At 53.2% G+C, this 24,337-nt stretch carries 16 protein-coding genes; 12 read left to right on the top strand and 4 right to left on the bottom strand.

The features are described 5' to 3' along the window. The first annotated feature begins 21 nt into the window (after positions 1–21). From NNX04_RS14075 to NNX04_RS14060, 4 genes are read left to right on the top strand one after another with little or no spacing between them, the layout of a single operon-like run. A complete protein-coding gene (locus tag NNX04_RS14075) occupies positions 22–6,783 on the top strand; it encodes a hybrid sensor histidine kinase/response regulator (RefSeq protein ID WP_261946176.1) in 6,762 nt (2,253 codons plus the stop codon). Between the two features lie 12 nt (positions 6,784–6,795). Next, positions 6,796–7,713, top strand: a complete 918-nt coding sequence (locus tag NNX04_RS14070) for a chemotaxis protein CheB (RefSeq protein ID WP_261946175.1) — start codon at positions 6,796–6,798, stop codon at positions 7,711–7,713. Positions 7,714–7,760: 47 nt separating this feature from the next. Continuing rightward, positions 7,761–8,246: a chemotaxis protein CheW gene (locus tag NNX04_RS14065; RefSeq protein WP_007639233.1), complete on the top strand. Its 486-nt coding sequence runs from the start codon at positions 7,761–7,763 to the stop codon at positions 8,244–8,246. Positions 8,247–8,296: 50 nt separating this feature from the next. Beyond that, positions 8,297–8,635: an FKBP-type peptidyl-prolyl cis-trans isomerase gene (locus NNX04_RS14060; RefSeq protein WP_007639234.1), complete on the top strand. Its 339-nt coding sequence runs from the start codon at positions 8,297–8,299 to the stop codon at positions 8,633–8,635. Positions 8,636–8,639: 4 nt separating this feature from the next. On the opposite strand, the gene NNX04_RS14055 is transcribed toward NNX04_RS14060, so the two are convergent. From NNX04_RS14055 to glyQ, 4 genes are all read right to left on the bottom strand, one after another. Further along, a complete protein-coding gene (locus tag NNX04_RS14055; protein ID WP_007639235.1) occupies positions 8,640–9,386 on the bottom strand; it encodes a lysophospholipid acyltransferase family protein in 747 nt (248 codons plus the stop codon). An 11-nt stretch (positions 9,387–9,397) separates the two neighbouring features. After that, entirely contained in the window at positions 9,398–9,985 is a 588-nt protein-coding gene (gmhB, locus tag NNX04_RS14050; RefSeq protein ID WP_261946174.1) for a D-glycero-beta-D-manno-heptose 1,7-bisphosphate 7-phosphatase, read from the bottom strand. A 79-nt stretch (positions 9,986–10,064) separates the two neighbouring features. Next, positions 10,065–12,143, bottom strand: a complete 2,079-nt coding sequence (gene glyS, locus NNX04_RS14045) for a glycine--tRNA ligase subunit beta (RefSeq protein ID WP_261946173.1) — start codon at positions 12,141–12,143, stop codon at positions 10,065–10,067. Continuing rightward, positions 12,143–13,093, bottom strand: a complete 951-nt coding sequence (glyQ, locus tag NNX04_RS14040) for a glycine--tRNA ligase subunit alpha (protein ID WP_261946172.1) — start codon at positions 13,091–13,093, stop codon at positions 12,143–12,145. The genes glyS and glyQ overlap by 1 nt, the downstream gene beginning before the upstream one ends. Before the next feature lie 334 nt (positions 13,094–13,427). On the opposite strand from glyQ, the gene NNX04_RS14035 reads away from it, so the two are divergent. The 8 genes from NNX04_RS14035 (at position 13,428) to NNX04_RS14000 (ending at position 23,871) form a co-directional block, all read left to right on the top strand. Then, on the top strand, positions 13,428–14,039 hold the full coding sequence (locus tag NNX04_RS14035; protein WP_261946171.1) for a hypothetical protein: 612 nt from the start codon (positions 13,428–13,430) through the stop codon (positions 14,037–14,039). A 62-nt stretch (positions 14,040–14,101) separates the two neighbouring features. Continuing rightward, positions 14,102–14,647 carry a cytochrome b gene (locus NNX04_RS14030; protein WP_261946170.1) on the top strand — a complete coding sequence of 182 codons (546 nt, stop codon included), beginning with the start codon at positions 14,102–14,104 and terminating at the stop codon, positions 14,645–14,647. A 207-nt stretch (positions 14,648–14,854) separates the two neighbouring features. Next, a complete protein-coding gene (locus tag NNX04_RS14025; protein WP_007639256.1) occupies positions 14,855–15,421 on the top strand; it encodes a CBS domain-containing protein in 567 nt (188 codons plus the stop codon). Between the two features lie 420 nt (positions 15,422–15,841). Beyond that, positions 15,842–19,267, top strand: coding sequence for a glycosyl hydrolase (locus tag NNX04_RS14020; RefSeq protein WP_261946169.1), 3,426 nt, complete (start codon positions 15,842–15,844; stop codon positions 19,265–19,267). Between the two features lie 144 nt (positions 19,268–19,411). Continuing rightward, positions 19,412–20,299, top strand: a complete 888-nt coding sequence (locus NNX04_RS14015; protein ID WP_007639259.1) for a lysophospholipid acyltransferase family protein — start codon at positions 19,412–19,414, stop codon at positions 20,297–20,299. 95 nt (positions 20,300–20,394) lie between these two features. Then, positions 20,395–21,189, top strand: coding sequence for an ATP-dependent zinc protease family protein (locus NNX04_RS14010; RefSeq protein ID WP_225318518.1), 795 nt, complete (start codon positions 20,395–20,397; stop codon positions 21,187–21,189). Positions 21,190–21,256: 67 nt separating this feature from the next. Then, positions 21,257–22,840, top strand: coding sequence for an inactive transglutaminase family protein (locus NNX04_RS14005; protein WP_261946168.1), 1,584 nt, complete (start codon positions 21,257–21,259; stop codon positions 22,838–22,840). Further along, the gene (locus NNX04_RS14000; RefSeq protein ID WP_007639262.1) at positions 22,837–23,871 is read left to right on the top strand and encodes an alpha-L-glutamate ligase-like protein; all 1,035 of its coding nucleotides are present in this window, start codon (positions 22,837–22,839) and stop codon (positions 23,869–23,871) included. Before NNX04_RS14005 ends, NNX04_RS14000 begins: the two co-directional genes overlap by 4 nt. Positions 23,872–24,337 lie beyond the last annotated feature (466 nt).

The raw sequence follows: 24,337 nt of genomic DNA, 5'->3' as shown, positions 1-24,337 counted from the left end.
ATAACGAGAGGAAAGCTCTGCATGGCAGACAATCGCAATTTTGCCGCGTTGGATTGGTTGATCCACGAGATCAGTGAGACGCTGAAAGAAGCGCGCCAAGCCCTCGAAAGCTATGTTGAAAATCCGAAAGATGCTGCGCGTATCCGCTTTTGCTTGACCCATATCCATCAGGTGCATGGCAGCCTGCAGATGGTGGAGTTCTATGGCGCCGCGATGCTCGCGAGCGAGATGGAGCAGCTCACCCAGGCGATGATCGCCGGTACTGTGGGCAATAGCAGCGAAGCGCAGGAAGTGTTGATGCGCGCTATTTTGCAATTCCCTTTGTATTTGGATCAGGTCAAAGCCACCCGCAAAGACAACCCGCTGGTGGTGCTGCCACTGCTCAACGACCTGCGCGCCGTGCGCGGCGAGAGCCTGCTCACCGATACCAAACTGTTTGTGCCCAATTTAACGCCCGCCAAAAAAGTCAGCGGCGCACGCCTGCCGGTCACTAATGACAATGTGCAATTTCAGGCCATGGTGCTCAAACTGCGTCAGATGTACCAATACGCCGCCTCGGGGTTTATCCGCGGCGTCAACCCGGAAGAAAATCTAGCCTACCTGCAAAAAGCCTTCTCACGCCTGCAAAAATTGACCCACGGCACCGCGCGTTTTGCGCTATGGGACATCTGCCTTGCGCTGGTGGAAGCCATCGAAATTGATGCGATTGAGATGAGCGTGGCCGTTAAAAACCTACTGCGTCAATTGGATAAAGAAATCAAAGTGCTGGCAGTACATGGCACCAAAGCGCTGAACAGTTTCACCAACGATGAGCTGATCAAAAACCTGCTGTATTACGTGGCGCGTGCAGGCAAACACGCGCCTGGCTTCCCCCCTAACTCCCATCTGCAACGTATTTACGATACTTATCAGCTGGAAGAGGCGCTGCTGGAAGGCAAAGAGACCGGCGAAGAAATCCAGGACATGATTTCGGTACCGGATGCAGACGCGATGCGCTCGGTCGTGGGCGCGATCAAAGAAGAATTGGGACTGATCAAAAATGGTCTGGATGTATGCCTCGCGGGCGGTAATACCCAGAACACGCTCAAAGAAGCACTGCCTATCGTCAAGCGGGTTGCCGATACCATGGCGGTTCTTGGTTTAGGTGATTTACGCAAGCGTTTGCTGGAGCAGGGCGCGGCATTGGAGTTAGTGGTTGAGTCCGACAGCCAGTTGTCGGATGAGCAGCTATTGGCCGTGGCCAGCCAGATTATTTCCATCGAAAACTCACTCGACAGCTTGTCTGAATACGGCGCTCAGGATGCTGGTGGCGATGAGGGCGATATCACCCTGAGTCGCGCCAAGGAATCAGTATTGCGCGAATCGCGCAATGGCCTGGAGCATGCCAAAGACGCGATCATTGAATACATTGCCTCCCAGTGGAACCGCCAGCATTTGCAAGCGGTGCCTACTACTTTGCGCGAAATTCGCGGCGGTCTGGATATTATGCCTCTGCCCCGCCCCGCCAGAATTCTTGGCGCCTGCGCCCGCTTTATTGAAGAGCAGTTACTGGCGCAGGACACCACACCCCAATGGTCTACCCTGGACACCTTGGCCGACGCTATTACCAGCGTTGAATACTATTTGGAGCGACTGAGCAGTGGTGGCCGTAAAGAGGAAATCGACTTACTCCTCACTGTGGCGGAAGAAAGTGTTGCCACCCTGGGTTATGCCGTCGCCAAAGTCAGTAACATTGAGCGCGATGAACAGCCCGCCGCTGCCCTGGAAAGTGCATCGCCCAGCAGTGAAGTTAGTGCGGCAGAAGCTGAGTTAGCGGCCGCCTATGAACAAGCGCATGGCAGCGAAACCGCAGCTGATGAGGTGGCTGCCGAAGATGAATCCGCCTATCTGGAAGCGGTGTATGCCAGCGCTACCGGCGATGTGCCCAGCGGTGAAAGTGAAACCATTGAATACTCGCTGCCTGAGGTGGCGGAGTACAACATTGAATCGACTGAGGCAGCCGAAACTACTTCGGCCCCAAGTGATCAGTGGCAAGAAGCGATTGATCAAGAGGTAGATAAAGAGGTCGAAGAAGATCCCGAACCCACCCTGATTGCCACCAACAATGCGCCGGTGATTGAGCGCGATAATGAAGACATCGACGATGAAATTATCGAGATTTTCATCGAAGAGGCCACCGAAGTCACTGAAACTATCAGTGAATACTTCCCACGCTGGGCGCAGAATTTCGACGATAGCGAGGCGTTGATTGAATTCCGTCGCGCTTTCCACACCCTCAAAGGCAGTGGCCGCATGGTGGGCGCCAATGAGATCGGCGAGCTGGCCTGGTCGATTGAAAATATGCTCAATCGCGTGCTCGATCACACGATCAGCCCACAAGCAGCGCATGTGCGCATTATTGAAAATGTCTGCAGCTTGCTGCCGGGCATGATTGCCGCCTTCCGCGACAACGAACTCTACCCGCAAGCGGCCCTGGCTGAAACTTATCGCCAGCAAGCCCAATCCCTGTCGCAGGGGATTATTCCCGACGCGCTGGAGCAAGAAGAGTCAGACAGCGATGCACAGGCGTCGCCAACCGACAACACCTTCGAAGCCACTCCAGAGGAAGTGGCTGCCGAGGCGGAGTTTGAATCCGAAGAGATCAGTCTCAACGATTCGGCAGATAACGATGAGTATCTGCTGACGGCGATTGCCGAGGATCAATTACCGGAGCAAGAAGAGGACGCAGATGCCTATGTGTTGGATCTGGGTCATGAAATCAGCGAACAGGAAGATCTGGTTGATGCAGTCATCGACGAGCTACGGCTGGAGCAGGATTTGCACAGCGAATCAGCAAATGAAGAGCTGCTTGATGCCGAAACTCCACCGCTGTTAATGGTTGAAGAGTCTGTCGATGAGGCGCTGGATCTAGACGATCCGGATGCCCAACTGTGGGATATTTTTGGCGCTGAAGCTATTACTCATCTGCAGGTGGTGGAAGAATTTATCGCGCGGATGGAGGCCGAAGCCCCCATCTACGAACCGCCCAGTGAAGAAATGCAGCGCGCCTTGCACACCCTCAAGGGCAGTGCGCATATGGCGGAAATTACCCAAGTGGCTGAATTGGCGACGCCACTGGAGCGTTTCGCTAAAGAGTTGCGTTCTTATCACGTCAATATCAACGACGATATCCTACAACTGTTGCGTGATGCCGTCAGTTATACCCAAATTGCCCTGCAACAAATCGAGGACGGCGAAACCGTCAATATTCCGCGCTTGCAGCAATTTATTGCACGCGTCAATGAGCTGCGCGACATTCACGTCGCCCCGTTGGTACGCCAGCAGGAACTGGACGAAACCGGCAAGCGCCCGGTTGACCCGGAATTACTCGCTATCTTTATGGCCGAGGAAATGAACCTGCTGCTGGATGCAGACAAGATTATTGCCCAGTGGCAAGCCAACCCGGCGGACACCGTTGAGCTGATTCCCGTAATGGATGAGCTGGGCAAGCTCACCAAAGCGGCGGCCCATGCTTACTTGCCAGCTATGGCGGAGCTGAGCGAGAAGATTCACAGTGTCTATGAAGCGATCATTGCCGATCAGCTCAGCTGTTCAGCACAGGTTTGCAGTTCACTCAACCTGGCTCATGTTGCGCTGCTGGATATGGTGGACGCCATCGCCGCCGGCCAGAATCTCAATGGCATCCCCGACAGCATCAACGATGCCCTGGACGATTTGCTCAGCACCGAAGTTGTTACGCTCACGGCCCTGAGCACCCACCAACTGGGTGGATTTGACGAAGAAATTCCGCTCATGGAAGCGGTGGAAGAAGATTTAATCGATAGCGATGCTGTAGATATCTATACCGGGCTAGACAGCTATACCGCAATAGATAGCCACACCGAAACCGACAGTGACAGCGAATACACCGGGATAGAGCTGGTTGACGACACTGGCGATAGCGACGAAGACAGCATCGAGCTGATTGATTACCCCTCGGCGGAGGTTGCGCAAGCCGAAGAAGATTACGATTACCCTGCGCTGGAAAATGCTGTGGCCGGTTATGACACGGCTGCAGATACGTCGGACCTTCTCGATTTACCGCTGGTGGAAATCGGGGCCGAGCCAGAATTACTAACAGAACCAGAACCAGAACCAGAACCAGAACCAGAACCAGAACCAGAACCAGAACCAGAACCAGAACCAGAACCAACCACTCACGATGCGGAAAATGCTGCCGGGTTCGACGAGGATTACGATCCCGAAATCGTGGAAATCTTTATTGAGGAAGCGGGCGAAATCCTTGAGGAAATCGACGGTTCACTCAACGAATGGCAGGACGATTGGAACAATAGCGACTGTGTTGAGCAGCTAAAACGCTCGCTGCACACGTTCAAAGGTGGCGCGCGTCTGGCTGGCTTGATGGCGCTGGGTGATCTGTCCCACGACTTTGAGACCATGCTGATCGAGATGGATCAGGACGCCGAGTTGGATCAGGCCTTTTTTGCACGCCTGCACGACTTCCAGGATCGCATGCACAGTGGCGTGGAACAGGCGAGCAAACTTCTGAATGGCACAGCTGCCATTACTCCGGCGGCAACGGGCGCAGCGCCCACGGCCAGCGAAGCGCAAGAGTTGGATATTCCACTGCTCGATACCAGTGTTGAACTGGGCGATGAGGCGGATGAGTTGACCCAGGGTTATACGGTTAGCGATGCCGATGAACCTCAGCCGGTTTACAGCAAACCCACGGTGGTGGTCGACAATACCCGCGCCGACCAAATTCGCGCATTTGAAACCGACGGCACACCCAGTGAAAAACCGAATGTGCTGACTTTTGCGCCCAAGGCCAAACCGGCCACGGGCAACCTGCCACAGATTCCCGGCAGTGAATATGGTGGTGGCCTGCGCTCCGGTAATACCGGCCCTGCCCAGGTACAGCATTTGGCAGCGCGCCGCACCGGCCCGCAGGAAGTGGTTAAAGTCTCCGCTGAATTACTGGAAGAATTGGTTAACCTCGCCGGTGAAACCTCCATTAGCCGCGGCCGTATGGAACAGCAGGTTAGCGACTTGAGCGGCTCGATCGAAGAGATGGATGCCACCATCCAGCGGTTGCAAGAACAGCTGCGTCGACTCGATATTGAAACTGAAGCGCAAGTATTGTTCCGCCAGGAGCAGATGGCGCAACACGAAGAATTCGACCCGCTGGAGATGGACCGTTATTCCCAGCTGCAACAACTGTCGCGCTCGCTGATTGAGTCCGCCTCGGATTTGATGGACTTGAAATTCACCCTCGCGGATAAAACCCGCGACACCGAAACCCTGTTGTTGCAACAGTCGCGCATTAACACCGACCTGCAAGAGGGTCTCATGCGCTCGCGCATGGTGCCTTTCTCGCGCCTGGTGCCGCGCCTGCGCCGGATCGTGCGTCAAGCTGCCACCGAACTGGGCAAAGAGGTGGATTTTGAGCTGGACAACGTCGAAGGCGAACTGGATAGAAGTGTACTTGAGCGTATGGTTGCGCCGCTCGAACACATGCTGCGCAACGCGGTTGACCACGGTATTGAAATGCCGGATGAGCGTATCGCCGCCGGCAAAAATCCGAATGGCCGCATTCTGCTTACCCTCGGACGCGAAGGGGGCGATGTTATCCTGCGCCTGATCGACGACGGTCGCGGTATTAACCTCAAGCGCGTGCGTGAAAAAGCCATCGAGCGCGGTTTGATGTCTGCCGACGCCCAGCTCAATGATCAGGACGTGATTCAATTCATCCTGCACGCCGGTTTCAGTACCGCCGACAAAGTCACCCAGATTTCCGGTCGCGGCGTAGGCATGGACGTGGTGCACTCCGAGATCAAACAGCTCGGCGGCGCCATGTTTATCGACTCCAACTGGGGTTCAGGCACTGAATTTACCATCCGCCTGCCGTTTACCGTATCGGTTAACCGCGCGCTGATGGTGCAGATTGGCGATGACCTCTACGCCATCCCGCTCAACTCGATTGAAGGTATTGTGCGCGTCAGCCCCTTTGAGCTGGAGCATTATTACCAGGACGAAACCGCGCGTTTTGATTACGCGGGCGAGCAATATCTGGTGCGCTACCTCGGCAGCCTGCTGGACTCCAGCGCCCAACCCAAACTCGATGGCCAAATGCTGCCACTGCCGGTGGTATTGGTGCGCAGTACCGAACACACCGTAGCGCTGCAGGTGGATCGCCTGCTGGGCTCGCGCGAGATTGTGGTAAAAACCCTTGGCGCCCAGTTCAGTGCGGTGCGCGGAGTATCCGGCGCCACAGTAATGGGCGATGGTAATGTGGTGGTAATTCTCGATTTGCACGCCATGATCCGCGAACAGCTGGCATTGGGCCTGCAAAACGCTATCCAGCTCGAACCGCTCAGTTTGGCAGCGCTCAAAGACGAAGACCTGAGTGAGAAGACGGTAATGGTGGTGGACGACTCGGTAACAGTACGCAAGGTAACCAGCCGCTTCCTGGAGCGCGAAGGTTTCCGCGTAATCACCGCCAAAGACGGGGTAGAGGCGCTGCAAGTATTGCAAGACCATATGCCGGATGTGATGTTGCTCGATATCGAAATGCCGCGTATGGATGGTTTCGAAGTGGCCAAAAATATCCGTACCAGCTCGCGCCTGAAAGATTTGCCGATCATTATGATCACCTCGCGTACCGGTGAAAAACACCGCGAGCGCGCCTTTAGTCTGGGCGTGAACAAGTATCTGGGTAAGCCGTATCAGGAAGATCTGCTGCTGAGCAACATCCAGGAATTGCTGCACATTCGCACCAAATAAGGCAGGGTTGCCATGCTGCGCTTGGGGTTACTGGTGGATAACACCACCAAACAAAAAGCCTTGGCGCAACTGGTCGCACAGGCGGGCCATAAAGTGGGGTTGAGTGTGGTGTTGGAAGGTAATACCGACGCCCCGCTTGAAGCCCACGCGGAGCTGGATGCCTGGCTAGTGGATGTAGCTGAAGAGAGCCACGACGGGCAGCATCTGGATACCTTATTCGCCCAGAGTCGGATACCTATTATCCTCAGCGATAGCAGTGAATTCGCGGTTGGTTCCGAGGGGCATACGGCTTGGTTGCGTCGCATAGGCATGCGCCTGCAACGGCTTCGTAGCGATATCAACCTGCAGCAGAGTACACCCGCCAGCGAACTCTGGCTGCTCGCCGCCTCCACCGGTGGGCCGGCCGCAGTGAAGCGGTTTTTGGCAGAATTGCCTGCCAATCTGGGGGTCGCTTTTTTGTATGTACAGCATATCGATGCCCAGCAAGCCGTCACGCTTAATCGCATGATGAGCAACGCCGGGCACTATCCGGCGATGGTAGCAACCCAGGGGCTAGTGCTAGCGGCCAACAGCTTGACACTGATTACCGCGCGCGACCCGGTGGAATTGCTCGACAACGGTACGCTCATGCTCAACTACGGCCAGCATTGGAAAGGCAGCTACGCGCCTTCCATCGACCAGATAACAGCCAACGCCGCGCGAATTTACCGCGAGCGCTGTAACCTGATAATTTTTACCGGCATGGGTGATGATGGCGCCGCGAGCTGTCGCCTGATCAAACAGGTTGGCGGCAAAGTCTGGGTACAAAGCCCGGATGACTGCACCAGCGATTCCATGCCCGTATCGGCGCTGGCCACTGGCTGTGTCAGCTTGAGCGGCACACCCGAATATTTGGCCAAGGCGCTGGTGCAAGCCCGCCGCTTGGCCTGAATTCCTAATAATTGATCAAGACCAATTGACCGCAGGACATTATTTTCATGAGAGCGCCGCAACGCATTGAGAAAAAAATTGAGGAAGTCGCCAGCCTGTTAATCCCGCTACAGGGCCGCATGCTGCTCGCCCCCAACGTCACCATCGCCGAAATCGTACCGGTGGCACAGGTTGTCCCGGTTGAAAACGCCCCAGCCTGGTATTTGGGCAACTGCACCTGGCGCGAACAGACTATTCCCCTGCTGTCGTTTGAAGTCATGAACGGCGAAGACAAACCCGGTGTTGCCCAACGCTCGCGTTTTGCCGTAATCAACACCACCGGCGTCAACGAGTCACTGCCCTTTATCGCCATTCTCACCCAGGGCTTGCCGCGTCTTGCACGTGTGACGGAAGAGGAAATCACCGCGCGTGAAGACGCCGATAACAAAGCCTTTGAGCTAATGCACGTCTCCTGGGCGGGCGAAGAAGCGGTGATCCCTAATGTGGAAGCCATGGAGCGCGCGTTTTTGGATTACCTGCATTTAGACAATTAAGCCTATTGGATAACTACTGCTATGCCTGCGGGCAGCAGATACGAAAGTTTATGAACGAATTGATTATTGAAGACTTGCACCAAGGCGACGGCAAAACCCTGGTCAAAGGCGCGCTGATCACCACTCATTACACCGGCTGGCTTGAAGACGGCACCGAATTCGATTCCTCCCACCGCAAAGGCAAACCCTTCCAATGTGTGATTGGCACCGGTCGAGTGATTAAAGGCTGGGATCAAGGCCTCATTGGCATGCAAGTCGGCGGTAAACGTAAACTTTACGTTCCCGCCCATCTAGCCTATGGCGAGCGCCAGATCGGCGCCCATATCAAACCCCATTCGAATCTGGTATTCGAGATTGAACTCTTGGAAGTATTAACGCGGGAAGATTAAGTGATTATTCGCTTGCCAATACCCGCACACCATCTTTTCTAGCCGGTGGCATTTTGGCGATTTCGCTTTCAATCCAGTTTTTCACGTCTTCAGTCAGTTGTTTGCGATCCTTACCTGCTGTTTCAAAAGGTTCGCTGATCACCACCCGGATAGTGCCGGGATATTTAATAAAATGTTTGGTTGGCCAACATTCACCGGCATTGTGCGCTATGGCGACAATAGGTACACCGGCGCTGATTGCAATATCGGCACCGCTGCGAGCGTAGTTGCCAATTTGGCCTACAGGGGTGCGTGTGCCTTCAGGGAAAATCAGTAAATTATTGCCTTGCTGCAAACGGCGCAGGCCAATACGTTTAATGTCTTTTAATGCCTGCATAGGGTTGCTGCGGTCAATTGCAATCGGGCGCAAGCTGGCGAGGCCCCAACCGAAAAAAGGAATACGGAACAATTCTTTTTTCAGGATGGTGCTGACCGGGCCAAAATAATATTGCAAGAACATGGTTTCCCACGTGCTTTGGTGTTTGGCCATAACCACACAGGGAAACACATCGCGGCGGCGCTCGCCATGAATTTCAAAACGAATCCCGCAGCATACCCGCAGCCAAAACATCACAAACCGATTCCACAGAGTCACAATTCGCCAACGCCAGGCGTAGGGAAAAATCGGCCAAATAATCACACCGATAAAACCAATTAATACGCTGCTAACGTTGTAACCAATAGTAAAAAGTAAACTGCGAAGTTTGAGCACGTTAAATCCTGTTATGCATTTGGTGAGAGAGATTCGGCCAAAATAAAATCGACAGCGGTAGCAAGATTATCAAAAACTTGTACCTGATCTGGAGAGAGCAGGGGCGGGTCTGTTTGCAGTTTGGCATCGGCGAGCTGTGCGAGCGTTTTTATGCCATTGCCGGTGCGTACTAAAACAGGTTTACACGCCTTGGTAATTGCCGCTTGCAAATCGCGCAAACTATCGCCTATAAAATAACTCGATTCCACCGAGGTATTAAACTCCGCTTCAATCGCATCGAGCATGCCCGGCATAGGCTTGCGGCATTTACATTTATCATCCGGATGATGCGGGCAATAAAAAATACCACCCAACTCGCCGCCTTGTTCTTCAACCAGGCGCGTAATTTTTTCGTGCATCGCCTCCAGGTCTTCCAGTTCAAATTTACCTTTAGCGAGGCCAGCCTGATTCGTTGCAATAACTACCGTAAACCCCGCTTTATTTAAACGTACAATTGCTGCAATGCTACCTTCAATCGGCACGCATTCATCGGCGGATTTTACATAGTCATCGCGGTCGTGATTAATCACACCGTCGCGGTCGAGAATAATTAGTTTCATGCCGTTCCCAATGTATAGGGCGCAATAAATTGCGCCCTTACGTAGGGGCGTGATTTATCACGCCCAGATTTAATGCCAATTAATTTTTCGCCGGAACCAAATACGAAATATCCGCCACTTCCAAAAACAATCCGCGCAATTGTTGCAACAACGCCAAGCGGTTTTGTTGCAGCGCCGGGTCATCACTCATCACCATTACGCTGTCAAAAAACGCATCGACTGGTTGTTGCAAATCCGCGAGTGCCGCGAGTGCTTTGGTATATTCACGTGCAGCGAACAGCGGAGCCACTACAGCGGCTTTTGCGCTTACTGCTGCAGCGAGAGTTTTCTCTGCATCTTCTTGCAAGAGTGCAGCATTAACTTCCGTACTAAGCGTCGCATTTTGTTTAGCAAGAATATTGGATACACGTTTGTTCGCCGCAGCGAGCGCCTGTGCTTGCGGCAATTTGCTGAATTCATTGACCGCGAGTACACGCTGGTTGATATCCAAAGGTTGCGACAATTGTTTTGCGGTTACCGATTGGAAAACTTCGGCAGGGATATTGGCATCTTCAAAGAAGGCACGGAAACGTTCCAACATATAAGCCAATACTTGCTCGACCAACTCGTCGCCGACGGTAAGGTTTTTGTGCTGGTTTTTAGCGAAGGTCAGCAGATCACGCAAATCCAACGCGAGATTTTTCTCAACAAGAATGCGCAAAACAGCAATACTCGCACGACGCAAAGCAAACGGGTCTTTTGAGCCAGTAGGCTGTTGGCCAATTCCAAAAATACCGGTGATGGTATCGAGGCGATCTGCAAGCGCGATAATCGCGCCGGTGGTGGTTGCCGGTAATTGGTCGCCCGCAAAACGCGGCATATATTGTTCGTTCATCGCCGCGGCGACTTCGGCATTTTCGCCGTCGTTAACCGCGTAGTAGTAACCGGCGATGCCTTGCATATCGTCAAACTCGCCGACCATATTGGTCACCAGATCAGACTTACACAATTGCGCTGCGCGTTCAGCCGATGCAGCGTCAGCGTTTAAATTACCAGCGATCAGTTTTGCCAAGCCTGCGACACGTTCGGTTTTATCGTAAATGGTGCCGAGCTGCGCTTGGAACACGATCGTTTTTAAACGATCACGCAATGAAGCGAGCGTGGTTTTCTTATCAGTTTCAAAGAAGAAGGCAGCATCGGATAAACGTGGGCGAATTACACGTTCGTTACCGTCGATAATTTGCGACGGGTCTTTGCTTTGAATATTGGCTACGGTGATGAAATTGTTTTTCAACTTGCCGTTAGCATCTACCACGTGGAAATACTTTTGGTGTTCTTTCATGGAAGCAATTAATGCTTCTGCTGGAACAGCGAGGAAACGCTCTTCAAATTTTCCGGTGAGTGCGACTGGCCATTCAACCAAGGCAGTAACTTCATCGAGCAGGGCAGGGTCAATAACCGCAACACCGCCTACTTTTTTCGCTTCAGCTTCTACTTGTTGTTTGATGGTCGTACCGCGTTCGGCAAAATCGGCGACGACGAAACCGGGATTTTTTAATACGCTGGCGTAATCGCTCGCTTTAGCGAGGTCGATGGTGTTGTTGTAATGGAAGCGGTGACCGCGTGTGGTGCGGCCGGCAGTTAAGCCGAGCAAGCTGGCGTTGACAACATCGCTGCCAAATAACATCACTAACCAATGTACCGGGCGTACAAACTCTTCGCGTTTTGCACCCCATTTCATGCGTTTGGCAATCGGCAATTTAGCGAGTGCGTCAGTGACGATATTTGGAAGAAGCTCAACAGACTTCTTTCCGTCAAATGTTGCTCTGAAAACTAACTTATTTGCTTTTCCGTCAGAATCAACTTTCAACCCAGAAATATCTGCGCCACATTTTGTAGCAAATGCTAAGGCTGCTTTTGTTGGGTTACCTTCAGAATCAAAGCACATGCCTGCTGGTGGTCCCCAGATTTCATGGTGCTGATCTGCTTGTCTTTCTGCAAGGTTTTCAACCAATACAGCTAAACGGCGCGGTGCGGCAAAAGGTTTAATCGCGGTGAAAGATAATTCAGCCGCTTTTAAATTCACTTCGATAGTTTCGGCAAACGAAGCCATCAAATTTTTCAATGCTTTTGGTGGTAACTCTTCGGTTCCCAGTTCAACTAAAAAATCAGCAGACATTATTTTTCCTCCGCAATGGCAGAAAGCATTTCTGCTCGTAAGGCTTCAGGCGCAAGTGGGAAGCCGAGGGCTTTGCGGCTATCGTAATAGGCTTGGGCTACAGCGCGAGACAGGGTGCGCACACGCAAAATAAAACGCTGGCGCTCGGTCACAGAAATCGCGTGGCGCGCATCGAGCAAGTTAAAGGCGTGGGAGGCTTTCATCACCATTTCGTAGGCGGGCAGCGGCAGATTTTTTTCCATCAAACGCTGGCTTTCTTTTTCGTAGAAATCGAAATTGCTGAACAAGAATGCGGTGTCGGCTTCTTCAAAGTTGTAAGTGGATTGCTCCACTTCGTTTTGATGGAACACATCGCCGTAGGTCACTTTGTCTCCATTCGGGTTGATCGTCCACACCAGATCAAAAATCGAATCCACACCTTGCAGGTACATGGCGATACGCTCAATACCGTAGGTGATTTCGCCGGTGACCGGGAAACACTCCAAGCCGCCAACTTGTTGGAAGTAAGTAAATTGCGTCACTTCCATCCCGTTCAACCAGACTTCCCAACCCAGACCCCAGGCGCCGAGGGTGGGCGATTCCCAGTTGTCTTCCACAAAGCGGATGTCATGCACGTTGGTGTCGATACCCATTTCGCGCAGTGAGCCTAAATACAAATCCTGAATATCGGCGGGCGAGGGTTTCATCGCTACCTGGAATTGATAGTAGTGTTGCAAGCGGTTGGGGTTTTCACCGTAGCGGCCATCTTTCGGGCGGCGGCAGGGCTGCACGTAGGCGGTATTCCAGGTTTCCGGGCCTATGGCGCGCAGGAAAGTGGCGGGGTGGAAAGTACCGGCGCCGACTTCGAGGTCGAGCGGTTGCAGAATTACGCAGCCTTGGCGCGCCCAATAATCTTGCAGGGCGAGGATCAAACCCTGGAAGGTGCTTACGTCATAGCGTTTGTCAGACATGGCAGACTCAGTTAAGAAAAGTGATCGAAGAAATTGGAAAATGGCGGCGATTATAGCGGTATTAGAAGGGGGTTTGTATGTTCAAAAACGGAGGTTTATCACTAGTTCTTTCCTGTAGGGGCTTGTCTTTGCGTATATGGGATAAATGGACAGCAATTTCCTGTTTAAAATGAAACTGGGCTCCTCAGCACATATTTTCGGCGATGATCGTAAGTTTTTGATCAATTTGAAATTAACAAGCAGAAGGGTTATGAATTGAGTTATTCGGTAGATAAACCGGCAAGAACCAATTTTTGGAGAAATTAATCACGATAATGAACAAGTGGAATTTAAAATGATGAAAAAAATATTAGGACTATTTTTGTATGTCACCTTAGCACTAACTTCAACGGGCTGTTTTTCACAGCAACAAGGGGGGCAAAAAGAGCCGGTAACCCTGCAAAAAGCAGATGTGACAGTTATCAGGCAATTTAGTGATGTTCTTGCAAATAAAGAGCGCGAAAAATTTGTAGAACTCTTTGCTCCAGCGGAGCTGAGAATTTATCGAGGGTTTGCATCCGGTAATTTGGGGGGGCGCGGTGACTCTCTGATTGAAACGTTTACGGCAAGGAATATAAAGCAAGATCTGACCATTGATATTGATGGGCAAACCCCATTGGATTTTCCATGGTTATTCCCCGGGTTAATCGAGCAAAAAGGCACTGGTTTAGTGATCTATCCACTTGCAACGGGAGCTATTGACCTGCAAAACCCGCCAGCAACATTGTCGCGCCTACAGGAAGCTCTCGCTGGAAAAATGGAACTAGTAAATGGAGTTCCGCTGTTACTGGTGACTGATAAAAACGCACAAGTTCTAGTAGAGGCACAGATTATTGATGGAATATTAGTTGGCGGTTTCGCCATTTTTGATGAATCCCGGCTGTTAGCTATTTGGGATGTCCGTTAGGCGTTTCTATTCTCTGCTGCGGGCTTTTGGTCCGCATCCTTCCCTGTCATTGAGTAACAATTATGGATACCCAACAAACCCTAAGCCCCCTGAGCATCGCCCTGCATTGGGTGATTGCGTTAACCATAATCGCCATGCTTGGCATGGGTTTTTATATGTCGATCAACGAGTACTACCCGCTGTACGACTGGCATAAATCCATCGGTGTAGTGATTTTTGCGGTGATATTGCTGCGGGTTTGGTGGCGGATGAGAAACGGTTGGCCGGTGCCGGTGCGTGCTTATGCGGCGCTGGAACATCGGCTGGCGCGGGCGACCCATTGGGTGCTGATTGTGGGCACTGTGCTGATGCCGATCTCGGGCATGATGTATTCCGGTTTGGGGGGATACGGCATCAAAGTGTTTGGCTGGGTGATGGTGGTGGGTAACAAAAATCCCGCTACCGGCCAGACCGAACCCATCCATGCCGGTCTCGCGCAGTTGGGCGCCTTTACCCATGAATGGTTGGGCTATTTATTGGTGGTGGCGGTCGTACTGCATATTGCGGGCGCGCTCAAGCATCATCTGTTTGATAAGGATCGCACCTTGCTGCGAATGCTCGGGCGTTAAACGAGAAATGGGTGGGTTAAAGTCTGGAGGAGTAAAGCGCGCGTAAACAGCGAGTAACAGCCGCGTAAACACAGTAAACGCCTCGTAAAGTGCGAGTAAAGGGCGCGTAAAAGCCGGGTTGGGCGGGTTTTAATTGGGGTGATGAGCGCCTATGTTGGTATTACGGCGCCAAACAACAGGCGCGCCCTTGGAACTTCGGGACTTATCATGAAAAATTTATCTGTGTTTGCATTGGCGTTTAACGATCACCTGGTTCAACCAGAAGAGTTTGAAGACATTAAACCGGCCACGCCGGCACTGGCTATTTTGACTGACTTTCGCAGCCACAAACCGCATATGGTGGATAGCCATCTGGAAGCCGCTGAGGCGTTGGAGCTGATGCGTGCGGAGGATGTCCGGATCAAGCTGGTGGTAGATGACCATAAAGAGTTTGTGGGGGTGATCAGTGTGGATGACCTGTCACATCACAAAATGCTGCTGAAACAAATGGCGCTGCAATTGAAACACGATGAGCTGCTGGTTCGCGATTTAATGCACCCCCGCGGCGAGATTCGTGCCATCGATTTTGACCAATTCAAAAAATGCACTGTGGGCGATGTGGTTTCTACCCTTAAAAAATCCCATCAGGAATACCTGCTGGTGGTGGACAAAGAGGCGCACCATATTCGCGGCATAGTTGCGGCGCGCGACATCGCCAGCCGTTTGCATGTACCGGTGGAGATCGAAAAAGAACTCACCTTTATGGATATTTTCTCCGCCGTCAAAGCGCACTAAACCCCCGTATTTTACTTCCCTCGGTTCGCATACTCCTTTACGGGCGCCGCAAGGCGCTCTTTTTTTGTCCCAACTTGTGCAGCACTCGTCCTAAAGGCGGTAAGCGCCTCTGGCGTGGGTTGAGACCGATGCCATATTGCTACCGGCTGTTACCCCCGGTAACTAGCCTATCTTTTTGATTTTATTGTCTATTTTTCCATTTCTGCAGCTTGCCAATGCCACCTTGGGGTGCAGTTCAAAACTGGGACGACGCTGGTGCGGCAGAGGTAGATTCTGCTAACACAGGGTTATTGATTCGTGAGTCATTCCACCCATAACGACAGGTTGCAGCAGCCACTGCGACAGGCTCACAGGGCGCGATAACCCCTTACGGTGTATTCAAATAATAGATAACGACTCCCTGTCACTGATGAGGTGAACATGAAAGCAATCATTTCGGCTGCAGCGCTTTTGCTGACGGCAACACAATTAACAGCGCAAGTACCCAACCCACCACCCAGCACTACCCCGACCATTAACCCGGTAGCGGTGGGAAGCGGTAGCTATTTGACCAATTGGGATGGCCGCATCGATTTGGCGATTCCCGATAACCGCGATGTGCAAACCACCAAACACATCACCAGCAACCTGGCCAACCAACCCATGCCCACCAATTCCTGGTGGAGCTCGATTCTGTGGGAAGGCACCAACTCCCCCTGGCAGGATTGGGGCACCCGCGGCTCACACAATGTGAGTTACGCCCACCCCTTTGCGATTAAGCCGGAAATCAACGGTATTCGTCTCTATTCGCCACGCTTGGAGGATTTTTGGGCTATCGATTACGCATTTGTGGGCACCATGCCGGCACCGGCCACCCAGTGGGTAAACGGTGTAGAACAGCCTATGCACGACACGGTTTACTTTAAAGAACTCGATTTTGTGCTGGGTAACAGCGCGGCCAGCGGCAACTTTACGGCCAAGGTGCACGACTACAGCGACTGGTATGTCACCACCCGCATGGAGGCGGGTACGGCGGCGATGGATGTGACCTTTGGTCATGGCTCGCCCTACGTGTTTGCCAACTATAGCAACGGTAATCCCACCCTGAGTTTTGCCACCCACAGCACCGCCCCGGTCGCCGCGAGCACACCGGAAATCTGGTCGGGCAATAGCAGTTCGGCGGTTATCGGTTTCTCGGTACAGGGCCGCAACTACGCTGCTTTTGCCCCGGCCGGCACCACTTGGTCCGGGCTTGGCACTTCCAAAATCACCGCCAACCTGCCAGCAGGTAAAAAATACTTCTCGGTGGCGGCGCTTCCCAGTCGTGCGGCTCTGCCTGTGGTGAGCAAATATGCCTACAACCACGTGACCGGATCGCAAGTGAGCTGGAACTATCAAGCGAGCAATAGCAAGTTGCTTAGTACCTATGCGGTAACAACCAACAACTACCCCGAATCAACCGGCACTGGCACCCTGATGGGCCTGTATCCGCATCAGTGGCGCAAACTGGCCGGTGGCGCCAGCCTGACGGGCGACAGCTATTTCACTCCTCGCGGTTATATGAAATTGGCCGAGGGTGCTTCGTTCACTACCGCCATTACCTACCAGGGGGTGATTCCCTCGCTGCCAGCCCTGACCGATCAGGCGGACAAAACCCGTTTATCCGGTCTGGTTAACAATGTGCGCTCGGAAGTATTCAGCAACCGCGACACCTATTACACCGGTAAGCGCCTGGGCAAGGTGGCAACCCTTATCCCACTGGCACAACAGGCGGGCAATACCGCCGCCGAAACCCAATTTAAAGATGAGTTGAAGTGGCGGTTGGAAGGCTGGTTAAAGGCGGATGTGATCGATGATTTGGAGCCATCGCCCTTCGCCAAAAACCTGTTCTACTACAACAGTAACTGGGGCACTTTGCTTGGTATTGATGGCAGCTTCGGCAGTTTAAAAGAGCTGAACGATCACCACTTCCACTATGGTTACTTTGTGCGGGCGGCGGCTGAAGTGGCGCGCAACGACAAAAACTGGGCCCAACCCCAGCAGTTTGGCGGCATGATTGAATTACTGATGCGCGACTACGGCAACTGGGAGCGCCCACGCAACCCGGCTACCAGCACTACCGGCAAAATGTTCCCCTTCCTACGCAACTTTGACATTTATGCCGGCCATTCCTGGGCCTCAGGCCATGCGCGTTTTGGTGCGGGCAATAACAACGAGTCATCCTCTGAAGCGATGAACGCCTGGACTGCGATGATCCTCTGGGGCGAAGAAACCGGTAATACCGCTGTGCGTGATGCCGGTATCTTCCTTTATACCACCGAGATGACTGCCATCCAGGAATACTGGAACAACGTGCATGAAGAGAACTACCACCCCGCCTACAAACGCCCCATGGCGTCGCTGGTGTGGGGCGGCAAAACAGATTACGCCACCTGGTTCAGCCCGTTGGCAGAGGCCATGCACGGCATTATTCTGTTACCGATCCAGTCAGGTTCGCTCTATCTGGGCCAATACCCCGAGTATGCGCGCAAGAACTTTGACTACATGGCCAATGGCCGCACCATGTTTACTATGTGGGATGCGATTTTCTATGCCTATCAAGCGGTGTATGACCCGACCACTGCGCTGGCTAACTTTAATGCCAACGAAGGGCGGATGCGCAATTCGGTTGCTGGCCCGGCGTCTTACACCGAGGAAGGCAACTCACTGGCCAATACCTTTGCCTGGATCAAAACATTCCACCGCTTTGGTCGTATCGACAACGAGGTAGTTGCCACCAATCACGCTACCTTTGCGGTGTTCCGCAAGGACAACGAGCGCACCTACGTGGCCTACAACGCCAGTGCTACCGATGCCAAAAACGTGACTTTTAACGATGGCACCAGCCTGCTGGTCAGCCCGGGTGAGTTGAAGGTCTATACCGGGGTGATAGTACCTGTATCTTCCAGCAGCAGTTCGGCGCCAAGCAGTGCGTCTTCCCTGAGCAGCCTGTCGTCAGCGAGCAGTTTGTCTTCGGTCAGTAGCAGTTCGGCCACCTCAATGAGCAGCTCATCCAGCGAATCGTCTGCCTCCAGTATGTCGTCAACTTCATCCGTCTCCAGTTCGTCTTCATCGGCAGTGACAACGGGTGTGGTGCAAATGACCGCGTTGGCGGGCGGTATGCAATTCAGCATCCGTCTGCCAGAGCGTAAACAACAAGTGCATTTATTTGCCCGTCGCAATGGTGCGCAGGACTTTGTGAGAATTGACCTGCATGCGCAAGCTGGTGGTGAAATCAATAATGGCGATGGCACCTACACCTACCAAGCCAGCCGCAGTGGTGTGTATGCGGCAGGTGATTTGGTCGAGGCGCGCTTTTATACCTTCACGCCAGCGAGCGGCCAGCTGTTCTACCCGGGGCCAATCGAAAATAGTTGGACGGCAATGACCTACGCGGGAGCTTCTTCGGCATCGAGTATATCCAGCTCCAGTTCGTCGGCACCTTCGAGTGTATCCAGTTCATCGGTACCCTCCAGCGTTTCCAGCTCATCGCTGTCATCAAGCAGTTCCAGCTCCTCGTCCTCCGCCACCACCGGCTACTCGGCGAACGCGGTAATGCCGAATGGCGCGCCAGTGGCTTACACCACTACTGCGAACTACAGCAACGGCGGGGTGAAAATCACCTTTACTACCAGTGAAAACCTCAACTGGGCATGGGTATTCACCCCCGGTTGGAACAACATGACACGGGTACAAGGCAATAGCTTTGAGGTGACTATCCCCAATGTGGCTCCGGGTACAGCGATCAGCTATTACTTCACGGTAAGCACCGCCACCCGCGGTGAGGCAAACAACAACAATCAGCAACATCAGTGGATTGTGCAATAAACCCCACCGGTTTTTTCTTCCAACCGCTTGACCGGCGCCTGACAGCGCCGGTTTTTTTATGCGCCTCGTTTCTGGCGGAATAATGTACCTGCGGTGTTTTTCCGGTAAGCTGCGCGCACTTTGTGTTGATCGGGTAGTTGCACCATGAAAGACAACATAGCTCCACTGTTAATTAAATTATTTGCGCTGCTGCCGCTGGGATTTTTGCGTGTTATCGGCGCCACACTCGGGCGCTGCTGGTGGCTGGTGAATGGTCGCGCTGCCAAAATCACTACTGAAAATATCCGTTTGTGTTTCCCCCAATTATCGCCGGCCGAGCAGCGTTTACTGGCCAAACAAAGTTTGCAGGAAACTGCCAAAACAGCGATGGAAGCTGGCGCTATCTGGCGCAACTCCTGGGAGTGGCTGGATAGCAAAATTGTCACCAAAGAGGGCGACGATTTGCTGCGCCGTAAATTGGCGGAGGGGAAGGGCGTATTAGTACTCGCTCCGCACCATGGCAACTGGGAAGTGGTGGCACCCTATTTGGCGAGCGTGGCGCGGCTTACGGCCATGTATCAACCGGTGGAAAATCCCAAAATGGATGCGCTGGTTCTGGCGGGGCGCAGCAAGTTAAACATCTCTATGGCGCCCACCAATCGCAAAGGTGTAATGATGTTATTCAAGGCGCTGCAGGGCGGCACTATTGTGGGTATTTTGCCCGATCAAGTGCCCGCTGCTGATGCCGGCGGCGAAGTGGCACCTTTTATGGGGCAGCCTGCGCTGACCATGACGCTGGTGCACGGGTTAATCCAGCGTACCGGCTGCGCGGTGTGTTCATGTTATGCCGAGCGGGTTGCCGGGGGGTTCAAAATGGTGGTGATGGAAGCTGACCCGGCGATTTACAGCGAGGATCAGCTCACCTCGGTGGCTGGTTTGAATGCCAGCGTGGCGGCCTGTGTGCAGCGCGCTCCGGCCCAGTATCAATGGGAATACAAACGCTTTCGTCGCCTGCCGCCCGAGTACCCCAAACACTATAGATTTAAAGGATAAATCCTGTGGCGAGGGTGTTTTAGCAAACACCAGCGGCTACAATTAGCGCACTTGTAATCTCAATAACGCTTTTCTAAAAACTTCCGGTTGTGGTGATGAATAAAAAAACTCTGTTGATGGCAGGTCGCTCGGCGCGCACCTTGACCTTGGCCGCGATGGCGGTGGTATCCCTAAGTGCTTGCACCCAGCAAAAACTGGTGCAAACCCAAACTGAATTAACCAGCGCGCGCGAGTGCCTTGTCAAACAGGAACAGCAGGGCCAGTTGATGGTGTCGCAACAGGCGACGCTAATGGAACAGCTGCAGAAAGTACAAACCCAACTCAACGTACAGCAGACTATGCTGGCAGAGCGTCCACAAGTGATCCAAATGGCGGCGCAGCCCAAAACCGATTGCCCGCCACCACCACCGCCCGAAAAGTTCCTCAGCAGCCAGCCGCCGTTGAGCGATAAACAAATTGTCGGTCTGCGCGAGCAAGCGCTCATCGCCGGTCTGAACGTGGTGATGCAGGCGCGTATCAGTACCAATGTGCCGCACTCGGTGATAGATGCGCGCAACATCCAGATGTTTGAGCGCAACAGCGAAGAGTGGGTGCGTTTTACCATCTACAACCCCGACACCAAAGAGCCCCATGTACTGGAACGCAAACGTCTGCGTTTCCAAACTGTGCAAACTGCCACCAGTGCTAACCCTGACCGCCGTCCGGTGGTAGAGATCCGTTTCACCATTGGCAAGCTCAGCCAGCGCGGTGAATTTGTGCTGGCAGATCGCAGCGACTCTGAGTTTCCCATCCTGATTGGCCGCAACCTGCTGCGCGATGTGATGCTGGTAGATGTGAGTGGCAATAACCTCGCACCACTCCAGCGCAGCGATGACGCCGGGAAAAACTAATACCGATTAATCTCAGGCCGGTGCACCGCACCGGCCGTGCAAGACCCGCCTGTTAAGGATCCTCCCAATGAAAAAAGCTTCCCGTGCTCCCTTTTACACCGTGATCGGCCTGTTAGTTCTGGTCGGTGTGGTAACCGCCTGGATGCGCCATAGCCAAATGGAAATCCCCTTTGTGCCGGGTGTGCAAAAACCGGTGTGGCTGATTGAGGCGCGTATCGACTTTGACGCCACTGGTGAGCCGGTGACGGCGCGCTTGGGTCTGCCCGACAGCCCACCCGGCTATCGCAGCTTCAGTGAGCAAGCGGCTGCACCGGGTTATGGCTATTCGGTAGTGAGTGAAAATGGTGTGCGTCGCGGGGAGTGGTCAAAGCGTGAAGCCGTGGGCCCGCAGACCATTTACTACAAAACCCAATTTATGGAAGCGGAAGACGCCCAGGCCGATGAAGTGCTGGAGGAACCGCTGAGCCGACTGGTTGATTGGGACGGTTCATCGCAGGAGACCGCAGCCCAGCAGGTATTGGATACCGCTTGGGCAAAATCCAGCAGCCCGCGCAGCCTGGCACGGGAACTGATTAAACTGCTCAATAGCGAAACCCTGGATCAAAATGCCGCCCTGTTGCTGGCTGCCCAGAGTGAAAAGTCCCAGCTGCTGGAAAAGCTGCTCAATCAAGCGGGCATACCCGCGCGCCCGGCGCTGGGTTTGTATCTGGAAGACGCACGCCGCCACCAGAACCTGACCCGTCTGGTGCAGGTTTACGATGATAAACATTGGGTGCTGTTCAATCCCTATACCGGGGAGCAAGGCGTGCCCCACAACCTGCTGTTGTGGCACACCGGCAGTGAATCGATTCTGGATGTGGCCGGCGGCAACCGTTCGCGGGTCAGCTTCTCCATGATCCACCAGACCGTACCGGCGCTGGATCTTGTCAATGCACAGAATAAGGACAGCGCTTTCAGTGTGCTCAGCATCCAGCACTTGCCGATTGAAGAGCAGAGTATGTTTAAACTGCTGCTGCTCTTGCCTATGGGCGCGTTGGTGGTGGTGTTTATGCGCATCATTATCGGCCTTAAAACCTCGGGCACCTTTATGCCGATCCTGATCGCCATGGCCTTTTTGCAGACTTCATTGGTATTGGGGGTGGTCAGTTTTGTGACGGTGGTGGCAATGGGTCTGGTGCTGCGCACCTACCTGTCGCGGCTCAACCTGTTATTGATCTCGCGGATTGCGACGCTGGTAGTGCTGGTGATTTTTATCATCTCGGTGCTCAGCTTGGTCGGCTATCAAATGGGCCTGAATACCGGCATGACCATCACTTTCTTCCCAATGATCATCATCGCCTGGACGATTGAGCGTATGTCGATCCTGTGGGAAGAAGAGGGCCCCAAAGAAGTATTGGTGCAGGGCGGTGGCAGCTTGCTGGTAGCAGTCTTGGCCTATGCACTGATGCAGCTGTCGCTGGTGGGGCACCTGACATTCAACTTCCCCGAACTGAATTTGGTGGCACTCGCACTGATTATGTTGATGGGTCAATACACCGGCTACAAACTTTCCGAATTGCGTCGTTTCCGCGCCATGGTGGATAACGCCGAGGTGGGCAAATTAAACGAGCCAACCAAAGCCGCTGACCCAGCCAAAGGAGCCGATGCATGAGTCAGGCTCCCACTGCACCAAGCAGCACTACACCACTGGCACCGGCAGCACCTAACGGTATCAAGCGCTGGTGGAACTCCTGGGTTAGTCCTTGGCGTTTAAAGCGCATGGGCATACTCGGCATGAATTGCCGCAACCACGACTTTATTGCTACCTACAACCCGCGCAGTCTGTTTCCCTTGGTGGATAACAAACTCAAAACCAAACTGCTCGCGGAAGAGTACGAAGTCGCCACTCCCCAGCTGTTTTTTGTGGTCAATGCGCAGCATGAAATCGCCACCATTGAAAACAAACTGATGGCGTTGGAAGCTTTTGCGGTGAAACCCGCCAAGGGTTCGGGCGGCAAGGGGATTTTGGTCATCATTGGCCGCCGTGGCGATAAGTTCATCAAATCGTCGGGTGTGGAAATCACCATCGAAGATATTCGCCGCCATATGACCAATGCCCTTGCTGGCCTCTATTCATTGGGCGGCAAGCCGGATGTGGTGATCGTTGAAGACCTGATCCAGTTCGATGACTACTTCAAGGATTACTCCTACGAAGGTGTGCCGGACATCCGCATCATCATCTTCAGAGGCTACCCGGTAATGGCCATGCTGCGCCTCGCGACCCACAAGTCCGACGGCAAAGCCAACCTGCACCAGGGTGCGGTGGGCGTGGGTTTGGATATAGCCACTGGCCGCGCACTCAAAGCCGTGCAGCACTCCAAACCGGTAACCCATCACCCGGATACCAAGCGCGCACTCAACGAGATCCAGATTGCCGATTGGCGCAACTGGCTGTTGCTGGCCTCCAAGTGCTACGAAATGACCGGCCTCGGCTATATCGGCACCGATCTGGTATTGGACAAAGTGCGCGGCGCGCAACTGCTTGAACTCAACGCTCGCCCGGGTCTCGCAATTCAAGTAGCCAATGGCCGCGGTTTATTGCCGCGCCTGCGCCATGTTGAATCGCTCAAAGAACGCATGCACCGCACCGCCGAACAGCGGGTGGATTATGTAATGAAGACGTTTACGGCAGATGGTTTGTAATCTGGCGTAATTTTTTAATCAGCGGCGACTATCGCCCTAAACCTGACTGGAGTAGTAATCATGGCGACATCCGCTATTGTTGGGCCTGGCCTGTTAATGGGTACGTTTGCACTTATCATCCTCATCGGTTTTGCTCTCTCATTCGTTGAAAAACGCTTGGAGCCAAAGCGCGAGCATTAATATGCATGTGCGATTGAACGCAAGTGATAGATAAAAAACCGGGCCATTTAAGCCCGGTTTTTTATGCGCAAATTAAATTCCACCAAATGCCCTGCGCAATACTGGCACAAGTGGAATTTGTGCTGGATCAAATAATATTGCGCGCGTGCAAGTGCGGCCACGCACAATTGATCGAGATCAACAACACCCGGTCCTGACGCGCGCAATCTACTCCTGAAGGCACTGTCTTTCCATTAACAGACCAGTGCAATAACCGATGGAGAAATCACCATGTTAATTTCAGGTA

Source organism: Cellvibrio sp. QJXJ (genome assembly GCF_024452345.1).
Classification (GTDB): Bacteria; Pseudomonadota; Gammaproteobacteria; order Pseudomonadales; family Cellvibrionaceae; genus Cellvibrio.
Note: the sequence above shows the minus strand (reverse complement) of the source record. Positions and strands in the feature narration are given on the sequence as shown.

Coding starts and splice junctions, on each gene's coding strand:
- NNX04_RS14075 (WP_261946176.1), top strand. CDS start 22: ATGGCAGACAATCGCAATTTTGCCGCGTTGGATTGGTTGATCCACGAG.
- NNX04_RS14070 (WP_261946175.1), top strand. CDS start 6,796: ATGCTGCGCTTGGGGTTACTGGTGGATAACACCACCAAACAAAAAGCC.
- NNX04_RS14065 (WP_007639233.1), top strand. CDS start 7,761: ATGAGAGCGCCGCAACGCATTGAGAAAAAAATTGAGGAAGTCGCCAGC.
- NNX04_RS14060 (WP_007639234.1), top strand. CDS start 8,297: ATGAACGAATTGATTATTGAAGACTTGCACCAAGGCGACGGCAAAACC.
- gmhB (WP_261946174.1), bottom strand. CDS start 9,985: ATGAAACTAATTATTCTCGACCGCGACGGTGTGATTAATCACGACCGC.
- glyS (WP_261946173.1), bottom strand. CDS start 12,143: ATGTCTGCTGATTTTTTAGTTGAACTGGGAACCGAAGAGTTACCACCA.
- glyQ (WP_261946172.1), bottom strand. CDS start 13,093: ATGTCTGACAAACGCTATGACGTAAGCACCTTCCAGGGTTTGATCCTC.
- NNX04_RS14035 (WP_261946171.1), top strand. CDS start 13,428: ATGATGAAAAAAATATTAGGACTATTTTTGTATGTCACCTTAGCACTA.
- NNX04_RS14030 (WP_261946170.1), top strand. CDS start 14,102: ATGGATACCCAACAAACCCTAAGCCCCCTGAGCATCGCCCTGCATTGG.
- NNX04_RS14025 (WP_007639256.1), top strand. CDS start 14,855: ATGAAAAATTTATCTGTGTTTGCATTGGCGTTTAACGATCACCTGGTT.
- NNX04_RS14020 (WP_261946169.1), top strand. CDS start 15,842: ATGAAAGCAATCATTTCGGCTGCAGCGCTTTTGCTGACGGCAACACAA.
- NNX04_RS14015 (WP_007639259.1), top strand. CDS start 19,412: ATGAAAGACAACATAGCTCCACTGTTAATTAAATTATTTGCGCTGCTG.
- NNX04_RS14010 (WP_225318518.1), top strand. CDS start 20,395: ATGAATAAAAAAACTCTGTTGATGGCAGGTCGCTCGGCGCGCACCTTG.
- NNX04_RS14005 (WP_261946168.1), top strand. CDS start 21,257: ATGAAAAAAGCTTCCCGTGCTCCCTTTTACACCGTGATCGGCCTGTTA.
- NNX04_RS14000 (WP_007639262.1), top strand. CDS start 22,837: ATGAGTCAGGCTCCCACTGCACCAAGCAGCACTACACCACTGGCACCG.